The sequence below is a fragment of the Rivularia sp. PCC 7116 genome (assembly GCF_000316665.1).
GTDB lineage: Bacteria > Cyanobacteriota > Cyanobacteriia > Cyanobacteriales > Nostocaceae > Rivularia.
Map to the genome: position 1 here is coordinate 4,948,703 of NC_019678.1, position 17,392 is coordinate 4,966,094.

The window sequence follows — 17,392 nt, forward strand, 5'->3', positions numbered from 1 at the left end:
GTTTGTCCCATTATTTATGAGGGGTAAAGCATTGTTTGTACCTAAAGGTTGAAACCCTAAATATTTGGCGCTATGAGCGGAGCTTTCTCGCAGAGTAAGCGCAACTACGAACCCCTCATAATTAATGAAGTAGACTACTCGGTTTAACCTTTCAAAGCACTGTAAGCGATATTCAACTGCGGTCCAGTTTGCGCTCCCACAACACCATCAACATTTAAATTATGCTGTTGTTGAAACTTCTTTAAAGCTGCTTCTGTATTTTCTTCAAACTTGCCGTTAATCTGTACTTCGTATCCCATCGCAGATAGGTATTGTTGTAAGCGTTCTACTTCAGAACCTTGGCTACCTAAACGTAAAATTGGAGGCTGATTCATTGTTTTATTTCTCCTGAATAATTTAATTACAGTATTTACTTTTGAATTTCGCAATTACGAGCTTGGTGTCTTCAAGTGCCTGGGTATATTCTGCTTGCTTTTCGACTTGAAGTTTATTTCCTACTTTCTCAAGAAGCTTGTTCATTAACACTTCTAAATCTTCTTGGATTTGGGTCATATTTTCACATACATTTTGATTGACACAGTTGTTAGTGATGTTCATTTGTTTTCCTCGTGCATAGCTTTATTCTTGGAATGTATAAATAAAGCAGTTGATATTAAGATGAATCGAAGTAACCAGTCAAAATAGCTATAAACATAACCTCCTTTTCTAGTACAATAAATTCTTGAATAGTGGCTCAATAAATTAGATATTTGATTCTAATATTTCTCGAATAAAATACCTTCCACACCAATTCCGGGAGCAAACGAGAATGAAAGCCCAGTCAGTTTTTCTGGGATAGTTTTCCCATCCTGAAAAGATTCTGATTCTAAACGAAGCATTACTCGCTCAATAACAAATAAAATCGCACAGCTAAGCATATTGCCGTATTGACGTAATATTTCCCAGCTATCTGCTACTTGTTCGTCAGTGAGTCCTAAAGAACTTTGTGCTTTCTCGATAATGCGAGTCCCGCCGGGATGAACAGCCCATAAATCAATTTGCTCTTTTGTAAGTTGGCAATCTGCCAGAAAATTATTGATAATTGGGTTTAAGCCATTTTCAATGTAGCTAGGTAAATCGCGCGATAGCTTACAGGTAATACCACTGTCATTAATTCCCAAACGAATCCCATCTTCAGTATCGTCAACTAAATAACTGAAGTTATCTTTAATGACAATTTTATTTCTACCAAACAACATATTTTCTTCTCTACCACCAAGCACTACTGCTGCACATCCATCTCCAAAAATGCTGTGAATAATGGTGTCATTTATGTTGTCTTCAAATACGGCATTAACTGAACTCAACTCCAAGCAAACTACCAAAGCTCTTTGATTGGGATTAGCTTTTATATAGTCGCAGGCAATTCGTAAACCATTCATTGCTGCTGCACATCCCATAAAATGCACCGGTATACGAGCAATATTTCGTTTCAATCCTAAACTTTTGATTAGTTTTGTATCAATTCCTGGGGCAACAAATCCCGTACTGGTTACAAAAACAATTAGTCCAATACTCTCTTCAATATTATCGGAGTATAAAGAACCGTCATCTCTCGTGCTGGCTTCAGCAGATTTTAAGGCTTGTTTAGCGACTTTTTCTGCTAAAGGAAATGCATACTCTTCAAACATCTCCATTCGCTGTTGAATTGTACCTTGTTTACGGCTAAATTCATAGCTTTCTTCGGATAATAAATTTACTGCTAAACGTCTTTCTTCGATACGAGTGTTTTGATAAATTTTGGCGATACGGTGACGATTGCGATCTAAATTTTTGAGATTAGCTACAAATTCTGCTGCATCTTTTTGAGAAATAATGTTGTCGGGGGTACCGGTGGCGATGCCTTCAATTGTTGGTAATACCTGTTTGCTTGAGATGTTTGAAATATTATGATTGGAAAGCCTTGCTATCAATCCCTTTTGCTGTTTGACTCGGATAGTAGTGTTAGTCATAGTTTTAGTCCAAATTAGTGAAGTTCGTGAAATCTTTGTCTGAGTTGAAGAGATAGCAGCTAATAGTTTCAGAAACCGAAGGTATGTAGAGTGTTTTGAGAATGATGGAGGAAAAGCTAATAGTTAAAATTTATTAGCTTTTGCTACAATTAACTTTAACCAATGCCGCTAAAGCCAGTAAAGCCAACAACAATATAATCGATACTTGTTTTTAAGGCTTGAGGATGAAAATGTTCTTGGAATATTCCAAATTTATTGTCTTTTGCCATTTGAGAGCGAGTTGTTAAACATTGATGAATTAAAGTGGGTAAGCGGTCTGTGAAAAAGTTTTTTGGCTGTAACCATTCAACGTTAAATTTCGCCGCTTCTTCTCGAACAATATCTTCGCTAATGATGTTGGCAAAACCACTTTTTTGTTGGGGTAATACGTGGTGAACGCGATGAGGGCTTAAACCTGCTGATAGAAAACAGTCAACATATTTATTACCAATCATGCTTAAGTCACAAGAGTTTTCAATTTGAAGTACAGCCCAATCTTGTTCCTGCCAATTTGTTTCTTTATCGATTTTTTCTTCGTCAAAATCGTGACTGCCAAGAATTAAGAAAGTAGCTAGCCAAAGGGTAACTAAAAATTGTCCAAGCCAAGCGAGAAAATCACCGTTAATAGTAAAGACAATTAATTCACCTAATAGCAGAAGATGTACTCCAAATGCCCCAATGAAGTTTTCTACCGGAAAGCCCAGAGGAAATATGTCAGTTTGTTTACCTTGATTGTTTAGTTCTTTGATTCTTCCTTGGATAGATAGGATTGCTACAATTGTTATCTGGGCAAACATGCCGGAGATAACGTGAGCCGCTGTGTGCAAAGTATGCAGGGGAATTCGATAGTAACGGGGTAGTTCCAAGAAGAACGATACGGTGCCATTTTTCTTAACATCCACTTTGCTTTCAATGAAAGGGTGATGCATTAAGTTATGTCCGTCAATTTGTACTATCGCCAAAGGCACATAGTTAATATCGAATAGATTGGCAAATATTTTGTTTAGTCCTATTTGGGGGCGATGCAGTAGGTAATGTCCCGTACCTGAAAGTGCAATTTTTATGATTGCCATTAAAGGTATAAAAACGTAAGCTGGCATATATTGGTTAAAATCTAAGCGCAGCCAGTCCACGAGGATATATGCAATCACTAGGAGAGCGCTGACGACATTAAACAATAAGTCCATTTGAGCCACCTTTTTCTGCATTTCTGGCTCGTTTAATCTGGAATTGATGCGATTGAGTAGCTGGTTTTCTTTTTTAATGTTGTATTTTGGCGTGTCTCTCCAGCTATCAAAATCCTGATGAAACAGAAACTCAGGTGCCCAACAAGTAGGGTGAATATCTTCTGTTGTTGCAAATCGCCCCAAAGAATATTTTTCTAAAACTTTTTTCACTTTATCGGGGTTACGATGAAAAAAATTAACGAAAGTGGTAATATCTCTGTTTTTGGTGCGGCGAATAAAAAATTCTCCTCCTGGATGCTTGCCAATAAATTCTGTCAAATCATAAGCTTCACCATCATAAATCCAGACATTTGGTAATGATGTAGTTTCTGACGCTGGTTCGCGAACTTCTAGAACTGAATTGTTGAGATGGTTAATATTTGCAGTTGTTTGGTTTTGTTCAATGGTAGTATGGTTATTCATTTGGTTCGTGTAAAAGAATATCAGGCTTGTAAGATTTGAAAGAAGCGGTAATTAATCCAATTAATGTTATTAATGACTTCGCCTTATAATTATTAATTGGTAGCAATGATTTGATTTTATTCATCTTGCATACATCAAACTTTTTGCACCATTCTTAATCAGCTAAAAGAAACCGGGTTTCTTGTTGTGAAAACATTACTATGTAGTTATGAAATCAAAAATAAACCCGGTTTCTAGCACTGCTGCAAGATATGAGATACATTAAGCTTTTTGCTCGGCTTCTTTAAATTCAATTGGTAACAGTGATTTGATTTTATTCACTGTTGAAAATTATCTTGGACTTTGTGAATTTTGCTAATTCTCTGCTTCAATTAGAAATTGGCACAGAAGCTGAGGTTTTAACCTTGCCTAGGGACATAGAAGTAAACTTCATTGTCGAATCGACAGAAGGCTTGTAGCTCGCAATATCATGTACGGCTTGCAGTGCTGATTCGATGGAGCCTTCCATCCATGCAGGTAGCCTAGAACAGTGTTCTCCCGCAAAAAACAGCGTATTTTGAGACCTTGCCATATCTTGATACTGATGACGTTCATATGACATATCATGATTCCAAGGAACGGAACATCCCCCAGCGCTCCATTTGTAAGTGCTCCAAGCAATAGTCGCTGTATCAGAAAGCATACCGGGTGTTTGAATCTCAGGATGAATTTTACTCAGAGCGTTTTTTACATAGTGACTGCGATCCTGCTCTGACATTTTTCCCAGATATGTAGCATCATCGCCAATAGTGTAGCTAGCTAATAATACGCTTCCTTGGGAAGAATTATTGCTAACAGAAGGATAGTAAACTTGGCGAATCCCTTCATCGCTGAAAGAGGCACCCCCAAAGATTCCATGCTTTTGCCAGAAAGGGCGAGCGCAATGAAATAAAACTTTTGTTGCTGGCCAGTAAACCGCATTATTGATTGCAGCTATTTTTTTATCGTCAAAGCCGCTTAGCTCTATCTTCCGCAGCACTGAAAACGGGATAGTGCATAACACATAGTCGCAGTGCCTCGTATATAGTCGCCCTTCTTCCAACCAAGAAACCTCAACGCCATTTTCAAGTACTCTCAAAGCGACTATTTCTTGATTGCATCTAATGGGAGCATTGATTGCTTCAGCTAGATTGGTAGTTAATTGATCCATCCCTCCCTGTAGTTGCATTAGATTAGGACTTGTCTCAACTAAAATATCGTTGAGAAACAAATCCAGTGCTTTACTGCATTTTTCTCTAACATCTGGATGGGTTTTAATAAACCTATGGATATCAATAGCTTTACCTTGCAGATTAAGAAAAGGCTGCAAATCTAACGTCTCTAGCCTATCCATTAAATGCGTTAAGTCATGTTCGAGACATTCCCGTAACTCTCCAGAGCCGATGGCATTGACTATAGTCTTGAGCCAAGCTGCAAATAGCTTAGTCTTTTCGCTGTAGCGTTTGTCTAAGAATAGACCTTGATAGAGCTTCTGTAATGCCCTATCTGCCACGTCCCGAATGCGACATAGTTTACCCTGAATATTTAGCAGAGCATTGTTTTCCTCGAACATAGTCACAAACTTGCATAACTTATCGCTTAATCCCATCTCGTTTATGTAATGCAAAACGCATTCATGATCTGAAGGAATTCGCATTGCTCCTAACTCTCCGTAAGGCGCTGAAGAATCATTGCCGAATCTATGCGTCCAGACTCTACCGCCAATACGCGGACTGCCCTCCATAATATCGACTTGATGACCCATACGTTCGAGTTCATAAGCAGCTACCAAACCAGCAATACCTGCACCTAGAACGGTAATGCGTTTGCTTTGTTGGTAATTATCGAACTTGAACTCATGCAGCATTGTTTTGACATCCATTTTCAAAAACCTTTCTTCGTGGTGACAGTTGTTCTCTCAAATTTTGAATCAAATACGGATGTTGCAAGGAAATATATCAGGACTTACGCAATTGTCAAAAAGCTTAGGTGGTGCGTGACAATATAAACCTTATTACTATGTTGCTCGTCAGTAAAAGTGTCACAGCACCCTACAAGAAAAATATGCCAGTTGCGTAAGTCTTATATATGAATAACAAGAAACTTCCCGTATATAAGGATATTTCCCTTATCTATTCATCAGTTTTGCAGCACAGAAAATGCTGACTGAGTTCTTTCCTGCGAAAATGTATTTGACTCAAATGTAATTCTCTATATGCTCTTTATGTCCATGCAGACATCTACAAGGCATAACTTCTGTGAATGTTTAGTTCAAAGAATCTTTAATTTTTGGCTTTGCTGATTAAAAGTATGCCGAAGCAACCCCCAGATAAATCATTTTAAGTCCCCAGAATTGGGGTATTTAGGGGGCTAGTAAATGCTAGAAAACAAATTCATATTTCAATTGAGCAACGCCAAATTTTTTTGCAGATGTTAAGGTACTGGTTCTAAATTTAGAATCAGATATTGCAGTCATGATGTTTTCCTTCAAAGAATTTAGTTAGGTCCATTATTCGATAGTTAGCCGAATCAAACATTGAAATATTGATGCGGAATTTACTACCGATATTTACTAACTTGCTGTGGCTTATATAGTTAGTAAAATAAAATAATGGTTTTGACCTTTATTTATTGTTAGTCAGCATTTTGAGATTATCATTGCTTCCTAAATACATACTTGGTTCGTTGTTTGTAAATTATTCAGTTTTACCTGTGTGATGATGATTTTTTTGCTACTTATGCTTGTCCTATTACTTGTAAAATAGACATATAGGAATCCTAATTGATTTTTGAAATATACGTAGGGTGTGTTGTCGCGAAGCGCAACGCACCATGATGTAAGGGTTTCGGTACGTTAGACTAGCGTCGTAACACACCCTACAAATACCTAGATTTTTTCAATATTCAAAACGGATTCCTATAGCAATCATTTTACCCGTTTAATTTTAGCAAAACTAATCCTCCTAAATTATGCTATTTCCTTATTTTTAGTTGTCTTAGTCAGCGTTTAAGATTTTTACCGCTTTCTAAATACATATAGGTTGTCATTAGCTATAATTTATGCGCTTTGATTCCCAATCTCTTAATTGGTAGTAGTGATATATTTTTATTCAGTCGATTTAATCGCGTAAAAAGGAAATGCCTAAAAATAAGGCTCTTTAACACTTAAAATGCTCAAAATAAATTTAAAAAAGTGGCGTTGCTGAATTAAAATATGAATTTTTTTATAGCATTTACTAGCCCCCTAAGTAGATAAGTACGATAAAACCTAACTATGTCATTACGAGCGTAACGGAGTGAAGCGAAGTAATCGCAATAGTTTCAGCTGTTTTACATTTCGTTACATAGATAGATTTATTTGTGCCTACCTACTTAAATCCCCCAATTCTGGGGGACTTGAAATGATTTATCTCCCTCAGAATTGGGGGTTGGGGGGCTGCGGCATACTTTTAATCAGCAACGCCAAAAAAGTAAATAGGACTTATGCAACAATAAGGCAATGAGTGTACGGCACAAACCAGAATCTTGTGACTCGTTAAAGCCTTGGTAAAAAAATTAGGACTTACGTAAAAGGGACGAAATTACGTCATTATTCACTGCGCGAAGTAATCCTAGTGGTCTGTCCCATTAATCTTGATGACTTATTCCTTAGTTAAAATACCTTTTCGTAGGTTGGGTTAAGTGAAGCGCAACCTAACTCGGGTGTCGGCTTACTCTACGAGAAAGCTGAGCCGCACGCTTCGCGTGAACGCTTACACGACCTTCAACCCAACCTACAAATAAATTCTTGGACTCCTCAGAACTAATGGGACAAACCAGTAGTATTGCATTTCATTAATTCTGAAGGGTGGATGAGAATAATTTTTTATGTTTGTTCATATTCAGCGACTTCTGATGAATCAATTATTTTCCCTTCTGTGTAATAAGTTCTGCCTTTTTACGACTCGGCTAACTAGCATACTAAGTGCGGAATGACTAAAAAGATTCAAAAAGATTCAAATTAATACATACATACAAATACTGAGTTTAGGAATAAAAATTTGGATAAAGACTTAGAATATAGTTTATGCTTCCCCCACTGGATAAATGTAAACTATTAGTTGCTTATGCGCCCCCGTCAAGACATTATAGAAATGTTCTCAACCTTTGCTCAAGTAGAAAAAGATACATTTAGCAAATGGTGTGTTGATAAGAAACTGCATCGTAGTATGCAGAATTGCTTCAGGTCTTTACCAGAGGAGTCAAAAAAAGAGAATTTTTGGGCATTATATTGGCACAAACATTGGTCTTCGCAATCAACATCCAAAAGCCTTGCTAATATGCACCTTTTAGCATATTTACAAGAGCCATGCTATATGGTTTCGAGAAAAACTGCTGCTTCTTTAAACAATAGCCAATATAGTATTGCAGATTATTTTCAAATGGCTAATGCAGAAGTTGAAACAGTTTTAAAATACTTTAATTCAAAAAAGTCTTCTAGCTTGAAAGCTTATGCCATGATGGCAATTAAAAGCCAGCTTAGAGACATTTTACGACAACGTAAGGAGGCGTATAGCTGCACTAATTGGGCATTATTACGCAAAGTCAGTAAAAAGCTGTTCTTAGAAGCTCTTGAAAATGCTGGATTATCTAGTCTTCAAATTTCCCAATATCGCTTAGCTTGGACTGGTTTCAAAGAACTGTACGTGCAAAACCACCCAGGCAGTACAAAATCTTTACCCCAACCAACCTCGCAGTTATGGGAGGCGATCGCTAATTTCTACAACAAATATAAACATCAGTTAACTCAAGCTAGCTCCTCTTGCAGGGCACAAACAGTTGAAGAGTGGTTAAATCAATCAGCGATCTACGTGCGCGCTTACTTGTTTCCATCTGTCAAGTCGCTAAATACTTTCAGAGCAAACTCGGATTCCGATCAATCATTAGATTTAGCAGACCCTTCCTCCGACTCAACAATAGCTGATATGATAGCCACGGAGGATTTACAGGAACAAAAACAACAAATTTCTCAAATTTTTGGTGTCTTATCCCAAGCTTTGGAATCTTTAGATGCTAAATCGAAACAAGTACTCCAGCTTTACTACCAGCAGGGAATGACTCAGCAGCAAATCATGCAGCAGTTAGACATGAGCCAGCCGACAGTATCCCGCAAACTCGTTAAAAGTAGAGAGTCTTTGATGGCAGCATTAATCAAATGGAGTGTTGATTTGAATATTTCTGTCAATGCTAACCAAATAAAAGATATGAGCATTGCTCTGGAAGAATGGTTAAGAAATCAGTTTGGAGATTTCAACATGAATCCGTAATTTAAAAAAGGTGGCAACAATGACTTGTGCGTTTGCAGATCCAAAAGAGTGGTTGTTAGAAATAACACCAACGATTCAATCCAATTTATGGGAGCAGAGCCAGGGTTATACAACCCCTAGCAGTCGTTGGCTGGCTTATATAAATCAAATTTGCCTGCATGGGTTTCTCAGTTGGGTGCAAACTGAATATGCGCTGCAAGCAAATGTTTGGAACAGTTTTTCTAACGTTCCTGCTTTTTGGGAATTTGTCAACGGTACAGCAGTTTTATTAAATCAAAGGCGAATTGTTTTAATTCCGGGCGAATCAATTGATGATAGCGAGTTGGAAGTACCTCAAGAATGGGTAGATATTCCTAGCTTTGCCGCAGATTTTTACTTGGCTGTACAAGTCACGCCAGATGGTGAATGGGTAAGATTTTGGGGCTATACAACCCATCAAGAGCTAAAAACATTAGCTGAGTACGATCCTGTGGATAGGACTTATTGTATGGATGCGCGGCATTTAACAAAAGACCTAAATGCTTTTTGGATGGCTTACCAATTTTGTGAAATAGAAGATATTAAAGCTGCTATACCGAAGTTACCAGAATTATCGACTGCTCAAGCCGAAAATATGCTGCAACGTTTAAGCAATTCCTCTGTTGTCTGTCCTAGACTTGAAGTACCATTTACAAACTGGGGAGCGCTATTAGAGAAAGAACAGTGGCGGCAAGGCTTGTATCAACAGCGACGAGGGCAGCAAAACCAATCATCCCCAGGGGTAAATCTCAGCGCTTGGCTGCAAGGCATTTACGATAGTTCTTGGCAAGCAATAGATACAATTTTTAACTTAAATAATACTAATTTAGCTTTTAATTTAAGAAGTACTACTAGTGTCAAACGAGCGAAGACAATTCATTTAGGAAAGGAAGCAGAGTCTGTAAAAGTGATTCTGCTGGTGGAATTGATACCGGAAGCTGACGGGCAAATTAGTATTCGCGTACAGCTCCATCCTATCGACGATCAATATTTACCTTATAAGATAAAATTAGCCTTGCTTACAGAATCAGCAGAAACTATTCTGGAAGTACAAGCCAGACTTGAAGATAACTATATACAGCTTAAGCTTTTTAAAGGTGAAGAGGGAGAAATTTTTAATATTCAAGTAAGTCTTGACGATTATCAATTAACAGAAAATTTTACCATTTAATAATATTATACACTTAATAATTATTTGTAATTATTTACCTAACAATTTACCTCGCAATTTTAATTTGGATAAAATAGTTGCTAGCAATCATCAGTTAGCGATTACTAATTACAAGCGAAGGAAAGAGTTAGGAGGAAAAAGGGAAAGTTACTAAAAACTTTAGTTCTGAGCTTAGAACTCAGTAAAAAAACACCAATCCGTCCGAGACACGCTGCGCTAACAGTAAAAAAACAACAATCCGTCGGAGACGCGCAGCGCGATCGATATTGATGTCCTTATTTGATTAGAGACATTTTTAAGCGTGAGTTTGTCTTTAACATAGTCGTCTTTTTTTCTTTTTCGACGAACAATTCATATCTATTTCAATTCTCATTAATCAAAAAAACTATTACTAAATGAGTAAGCTAGTCATTTTCACTTTATTAGGAGGAGATTTACACCAAGGTATTCCTGTTGTCACGGCTCAACTTTGGCATAATAATCAATCTTTCAAAATTACGGGAAGCTTGCCAGCAGCACCAGAGTTGAGTCAGCTATACAAGCAATGGCAACTACTTTACGAAGCCGTACATCAGCGTTTTGGTAGCAATCAGCGTATAAAGATAGACCATCAAAGCGTCACTCATGTCTCCGTGAATGACTTTAATGAAATTTGTCTACAGCTACAAAAAAATATTAATGCTTGGTTGAAATTTGAGTCATTTCAAAATATTGAACGGCAACTGCGGACTCTGCTCAATCAAGATGATGAAATCAGAATTATCTTTGAAACAAATATAGTTGCATTACATCGCTTACCTTGGCATTTATGGAACTTTTTCAGTGATTATCCTAAAGCAGAATTAGGTTTGAGCAATCATGAATATGGATCTCCTCGGGTATTGCAAAAATCTCCCGGCGGTAAGATTAAAATTTTGGCAGTCTTAGGTAATGGAATTGGTATTGATATCGATCGAGATGCTGCTTTGCTGCAAAACTTAGAAGATGCTCAAACCATATTTTTATTACAGCCAACAAGGAAACAACTTGATGAGCAATTGTGGAATTACGATTGGGATATTCTATTTTTTGCAGGACATAGCGCTAGTCTTGCAGATGGAGAAATAGGAACCATTTACATTAACGATACAGACAGCTTGACAATTTCTCAGTTAAGAAATGCACTGAAAACATCAATATTACGCGGTTTAAATATCGCAATTTTTAATTCCTGCGACGGAATTGGTTTGGCACGAAATTTAGCCGATTTGAACATTCCCCAAATGATTGTGATGCGAACGGGAGTACCAGATTTCGTCGCACAAGAATTCTTAAAAAACTTTCTTATTGCTTTTGCCGGTGCTAAACCATTTTACTTAGCGGTGCGAGAAGCACGAGAAAGACTTCAGGGATTGGAAAATGATTTTCCCTGTGCTAGTTGGTTGCCAGTTATCTACCAAAATCCGACAACTGTTCCTACTTCCTGGGGAGAATTGCGGGATCGACTTAGCGAACACAGCAAAACAAAATCTGTAGCTCGGGTTTCGGGAAAAAGTAAAATCTCACTCTTAAAGTCTAAGCTGCTGACTATTCTAGCTAGTAGTTTTATTGTGGCTCTTTCAACCATAGGTTTAAGATACTTAGGAGTCTTTGAAAAAATTGAACTGCAAACTCTCGATCAAATGCAGCAGCTTAAACCTAAAGAAGACTTAGATCCTAGGGTAATAGTAGTTGAAGTGACTGAGAAGGATATTCAAGCTCGACAACAAACAACTTTAGGACAAAAATCAATTTCGGATAGCACCCTTGCAAAATTACTTAATAAAATCCAAAAGTTTCAACCGCGAGTCATTGGCTTGGACATTTATAGAGACTTTGCAGATCCCGTATCAGATTCAAATCCAATACAACTTGCCACTGAACTGAATCAAGAAAATGTTGTTGCTGTTTGTAAAGGTAGAGATCGAAAATACGATCCTCAAGGTGTAAAACCTCCCGAACAAGTACCTGTAGAGCGTCAGGGTTTTACTGACGCAGTTCAAGATCCAGATGGTATCGTTCGCCGCCAAATTTTAATGATGGCGCAACAATCTTCTTCCCCTTGTACAACAGAATATTCGCTCTCGTTAAAATTGGCTACTGGTTTTTTATCTTACGACAAGATTTTAATTCATACTTATGATAATTATATAAAATTTGGTTCTACAGTATTTAAACGTTTAAAACCCGGTCGTAGTGGTGCTTATCAAAAAGGAACCGATACAGGCGGAATTCAAATAGTTGTCAACTACCGTAATGCTGATTTTCGCAGAGTTTCCCTTGAAGATGTGCTGAATAATAAAGTTGAACTCAATCAGCTTAAAGATAAGGTCGTTTTGATTGGAGTTACAGCTAATACTATCAGCGATACTTGGTCAACTCCCTACAGTTCTGCACGGCAACCTTACCAAGAAATACCAGGCATATTTATACAAGCGCAAATGGTTAGCCAAATTCTGAGTGCAGTTTTAAATAATCGCCCTATTATTTGGGTTTTGCCTTTTTGGAGCGATATTCTCTGGATATGCGGATGGTGTGTAGCGGCAAGTATTCTTGTTTGGCGCGTTTCTTCGCTCTCCGATAAAGGATGCGCCATATTTATGACAGTTATTATATTGTATGGAGTTTGTGCGATCGCTCTGTTAAATCAAGGACTATGGCTACCATTTATTCCCTCAGCTTTTGGTGTTGTTGTAGGTGGCGTTGCAGTATTGTTCATCCAAAACCGCAAGCAATTTTCGACTCCTTAACAATCCTTAACAAAATAAAAATTTATGTATAAATTATGTTGCCTTTTTTCTCGTTTAAATTGGCTAAGTGCATAATTTAATTATGCTGACACCTATAAAAACATAGAAAAGTTAGTTAACTCTTGATTGCTTAACTTCTTTTCAGCAAACAGATACTATGTATGGACAAAATAGCTTTTGTTAATACCTAAGTCCGATTGAAATCAAGTAGGTTAAAGAATATGCGACTACCTCTGGCTCAGACAGCAAAATCAATCATAACAGTCTCTTTGATTTTAAGCGCGATTTCTCAGTATGCGCCAAAAGTAGTAGCTCAAACTACAAAGCCAACAATTACCAAAAAAACAGCCCAGCCATCTAGGAGAACTAATTCACGCAAAAAAAAGACTTCTCAACGACCAGTATTTGTTTCACCAAAAGCACCCAGAAAATTGACTCCGGTATCGGGACGTAGAGCGGGAATGGGTAGCCGAAATAATTGTCCTGCGGTTCCAATTTCACTTACAGCTTTAGCACCATTTCAACAGCAGGCTAACAAACGCACAAATAAATCAGATATTGGGATTGTAGGGGGAATAACCACTTTAGAAAGACCAAAATTCTGGTTCTACGTTCCATACACCAAAAATTTAGCAAATTCGAGCGCTGAATTTAGTTTGCAAGATAGTAATGGAAAAGATATTTACAGAGATAAAATTGTGCTGCCTCAAAAACCTGGTGTTGTTGGTATTTCTCTTCCCAATACAGTTACACCTTTAGAAGTAGGTAAAACTTATCGCTGGTATTTCAAAGTTAAGTGCAGCCAACAAGCAGTAAGTCTTCCCGTGTATGTAGAAGGAGATATCCAAAGAATAGCTTTAGGTTCTCGCATTGCAGAACAATTACGAGCAGCAACCGACTCGCAACACAAGATTGCAATCTATGCACAAGAAGGTGTTTGGTTTGATGCTTTAAATATGCTGGCACAATTACGCAAATCTTCTCAAGATGCCTCTGTGGAGCAGGATTGGCAAAGCTTACTGCAATCTGTGAATTTAGATAATATTTCTACCGCTCCTTTAGTCAATTAACATTTTGCTTTTCGGTTAATTCCAATTTGTTGGGTAAATCATAGTTAGGGCTTGCTCAATAAAATTATTAGCTTTACCTTGTGAGGAAATACAACCTTGTTTTCCCCCTGCTCCCTGCTCCCTTCCCTTGTCAAAAAAACTTTTTCAGCAAACTCTAGTCAATAGCCCTACCCTGTAGCTGAGCGGACATAACAATCAGCAGATTTTCGCCTAGGATTGTGAGAAGTTTTTTGATGCGCTTGTGCAACAAATTCTATACTCCCATCTTTATCAACTATCCAACCAGTAGCTTCAACGATTTGATTTTTTTTCCTAACGTTATCGTTATTTGAATTGGAAACTGTTGTCGATCGCGGCTTAATTCTTGTATTTTTTCTGGAAATTAGTTCTGGCTTTAATCTTACCCATGCAGATAGAGCATTATTTTCTTGCAAAGGTTCGGTGGGACTCATAGGTAAGCCACCTCTTCCTGTTGAGACAAGACTATTCTCAAATTCTCTACTTCCGGGAGTGCAAGCATTGGATATTTGATTGGCGGCATCAACAAGATTAGCTGGGAGTTCAATTAATCCGCTAGTGGGGTCTATTTCTAGAGTAACTAAAGCTACATTACCTCTAACGCCAAACCGGGAACTGGCGGTGATGTCACTTTTTTGCGTAAGTTGTTCTTGGAATCTAATCCCGAATATTCCTTGGGTAAATATTTCAACCTTGCCACCATTCCCCCTGAAAGCATTAGCTGTAATATCGCTGTCTTCTTTAGGTACGGCAACAACAAAGCCGTTAGGAGCATTGATATTAATGTTGCCGCCATCGCCGCCAAATTCCCGGTTTCCGGCAGTGCTGGAGATTTGACTACCGTTGCGTAGTAATAGTAATTTTTGTAGATGCAACTTAATGTTACCGCCAGTATTGCTGCGGTTTTCGGCAGAAATAAGTCCATTATCAAGAGTCAGGAAGTCGGCAGCAAGTTCTACAGTACCTCCAATTCCTTGCCCTTGACTATCGACAGCAATTTCTGCACCATCTCGGACTGTTATCTTTGAAGGCTCAACAATAATATTACCGCCATTGCCGCTAGAACCTTCGGTGGTGTTAGCAAAAAGTCCCGTATCAGAGCCAGAAAGAATAACGTTGTCTCGTACAGATAAAATGATATTACCGGCTTTTGCGCTGCCGGAAGTTGTAGTTACTAACCTTCCCCCATCAGCTACTTCTAATATTCTGGCTTCTGTTTTTATATTTCCGGCATTTCCTTTGCCAGCAATACTAGTACTTAAGCTGCTATTGTTAATAACACTTAATAAATCTGTTTTAATCTCAATATCATTAGCATTACCAATTGCTCCAGTTTCCACAGCAGCGAATATACCACCAGGTGACTCATTCAAGCCTGCGCCGTCTAACAATACCTGTTTATCCGTAACAATATTGATTTTACCTGCGTCGCCTTGGCTACCAGTACTAGTAGTGCTGGCAATTGTCGCGCCATTAGTTAGCGAAAGGGAATTGGCGGAGATATTAATATTTCCACCTTTACCTGTAGCAGGATTTTCAGAATTGCCAAGTGCAGAGAAAAAACCGCTTGTACCGCCGTGGTTATTAAAACCATCCAAGGTTATATCTTTTCGTGCTTCGATGTTAATATTTCCCGAATTACCCAATCCGAAGCTGTTGGAAGTAATTTCAGCGCCATTGATAATATTCAGCGAACCCGTCTTAATATTCACATCACCTCCTTGACGGAAACTTTTAGTTTCCAAGGTAGTGAAAATTCCAGTTAAATGTTCAAAGTCTAAATCGGGATTTGTTTTGGTTCCGTTAAAAACAATGCGATCGCCTACATCAATCTTTACATTCCCAGTATCACCTTGTCCCTCACTTTTGGTTTGCAAGCGCGCACCATCACTTAAGGTGAAAGAATTAGCTTTAATATAAATTTCTCCAGAATCGCCAATTCCTTGTTCAGTTACGCCGTTAAATATACCGCTAGCAAATCCATCGCTGTAAAGTCCATCGAAAAGAATGCCATCGCGTACATCAATGTTTACATCTCCAGCATTGCCGATTCCACCTGTATTTCCAGCTTGTATTTCCGCACCTTCTAGCAAAGAGAATGAATTTGCTTGAATTTTGACTCCACCAGCATTGCCAATACCGCCGGATGATACTGTATTAAAAATTGTGCTTCCTTCTCGAAGAGAAACCTCATCTTTGGCTTGTATTAATACTCTTCCGGCATTTCCCCGACTCTGAGTTGATGTTTCCAAAGAAGAAAAATCATCAACAGCAAGGGATTCAGTATTAATTTTAATATCGCCGCCTTCACCAGTTGCACCAGCATATATAAAATTGCGAATACGACTTTTAGCGATAAATTCTGGAGTCGTAATTCCTTTGATTACAGTGGATTTTTGGGCATTTAAAGTAATATCTCCTGCCTTACTTTCATCGCTTCCCAAACCTGGAGCAATACCAGCATCAAGATAACCTGCAATTAAATTTATATTATTGGCATTAATCTCAATACTTCCACCATTATCGCCAATCACGTTGGCTCGACCAAAATTATTGATAATTACATTGCTTCTACCCAACTTATCGGCAACTTTTAAGCTCGGGTTGTTACTATCAAAATTTATTCCTACTACCCCAGTATCTGCGACACCAGTTAATTCTACACGACCACCGGGAGCATTCAACCATCCTCCATTTACGAATATTTCTCCACCTAAGAACAGTAAGCTACGACCATCTGGTACTCTTAAACCAAATAAATTATCTTCTAATGGTGCAATAGAACTACTTTCTATCCTTCCCGATTCAAGCTGATTAAATAAGAATGCAGAAGGTTTTATTGTTAATAATTGGGAGGCATTTTGAGGATTGGTGGCACTGAAAAAGCCTTGATTTTCAAACTCGATGGCATTAGCTGTAGAACCAACAAAGGAACCATTTACATCCAAACGAGCATTTTTTCCAAATATGATTCCATTGGGATTGAGCAAGAATAAATTTGCTTTACCATCTACTCCCAAGGTTCCGAAAATTTTAGAAATATTATTTCCCGTTACCCTTGTGAAAATATTCTTAACACCACTGGGATTAGAAAAATATGCCCCTTGTCCTTGTTTAATATTAAATTCTGTAAAGCTGTGAAATAGATTTTCTGCACGCACTGCTCCCCCGTCAATTCTGTCACCGGGAATTTGTTTAATAGTATCGGGAGTAATAACTGAACTTTCGCTACCAAGAGTACTATCTGGAATAATTTGCGCTCCGACTGATTTCCAGGAAATTAGACTACAGAAAGTAAGGCTGCTTAGTAGGAAATAATGCAGAATAGGGGTAAAGCGTGCCAC

The 17,392-nt window shown here is 38.1% G+C and carries 10 protein-coding genes; 4 read left to right on the forward strand and 6 right to left on the reverse strand.

Features of this window, described 5'->3' with window-relative positions; genetic code table 11:
• Positions 1-143: 143 nt before the first annotated feature.
• From RIV7116_RS19225 to RIV7116_RS19245, 5 genes are all read right to left on the reverse strand, one after another.
• Positions 144-374, reverse strand: a complete 231-nt coding sequence (locus RIV7116_RS19225; RefSeq protein WP_015119974.1) for a peptidoglycan-binding protein — start codon at positions 372-374, stop codon at positions 144-146.
• Between the two features lie 22 nt (positions 375-396).
• On the reverse strand, positions 397-597 hold the full coding sequence (locus RIV7116_RS19230; RefSeq protein ID WP_015119975.1) for a hypothetical protein: 201 nt from the start codon (positions 595-597) through the stop codon (positions 397-399).
• A gap of 158 nt (positions 598-755) precedes the next feature.
• Positions 756-1,991, reverse strand: coding sequence for a type III polyketide synthase (locus RIV7116_RS19235; RefSeq protein ID WP_015119976.1), 1,236 nt, complete (start codon positions 1,989-1,991; stop codon positions 756-758).
• Between the two features lie 155 nt (positions 1,992-2,146).
• Complete coding sequence (locus tag RIV7116_RS19240) at positions 2,147-3,679, reverse strand: cytochrome b5 domain-containing protein (protein ID WP_015119977.1); 1,533 nt, start codon at positions 3,677-3,679, stop codon at positions 2,147-2,149.
• A 367-nt stretch (positions 3,680-4,046) separates the two neighbouring features.
• Positions 4,047-5,579, reverse strand: a complete 1,533-nt coding sequence (locus RIV7116_RS19245; RefSeq protein ID WP_015119978.1) for an NAD(P)/FAD-dependent oxidoreductase — start codon at positions 5,577-5,579, stop codon at positions 4,047-4,049.
• 2,251 nt (positions 5,580-7,830) lie between these two features.
• Here RIV7116_RS19245 and RIV7116_RS19250 point away from each other — a divergent pair.
• The 4 genes from RIV7116_RS19250 (at position 7,831) to RIV7116_RS19265 (ending at position 14,030) form a co-directional block, all read left to right on the forward strand.
• On the forward strand, positions 7,831-9,003 hold the full coding sequence (locus tag RIV7116_RS19250; protein WP_232435710.1) for a sigma-70 family RNA polymerase sigma factor: 1,173 nt from the start codon (positions 7,831-7,833) through the stop codon (positions 9,001-9,003).
• A 19-nt stretch (positions 9,004-9,022) separates the two neighbouring features.
• Complete coding sequence (locus RIV7116_RS19255; protein ID WP_015119981.1) at positions 9,023-10,192, forward strand: DUF1822 family protein; 1,170 nt, start codon at positions 9,023-9,025, stop codon at positions 10,190-10,192.
• A 395-nt stretch (positions 10,193-10,587) separates the two neighbouring features.
• Positions 10,588-12,960 (forward strand): CHASE2 domain-containing protein, encoded by a 2,373-nt coding sequence (locus RIV7116_RS19260; RefSeq protein WP_015119982.1) that lies wholly within the window; start codon positions 10,588-10,590, stop codon positions 12,958-12,960.
• Positions 12,961-13,181: 221 nt separating this feature from the next.
• Positions 13,182-14,030, forward strand: coding sequence for a DUF928 domain-containing protein (locus tag RIV7116_RS19265; RefSeq protein WP_015119983.1), 849 nt, complete (start codon positions 13,182-13,184; stop codon positions 14,028-14,030).
• A gap of 167 nt (positions 14,031-14,197) precedes the next feature.
• Here RIV7116_RS19265 and RIV7116_RS19270 read toward each other — a convergent pair whose 3' ends face one another.
• Positions 14,198-17,392 (reverse strand): filamentous hemagglutinin N-terminal domain-containing protein, encoded by a 3,195-nt coding sequence (locus tag RIV7116_RS19270; protein ID WP_015119984.1) that lies wholly within the window; start codon positions 17,390-17,392, stop codon positions 14,198-14,200.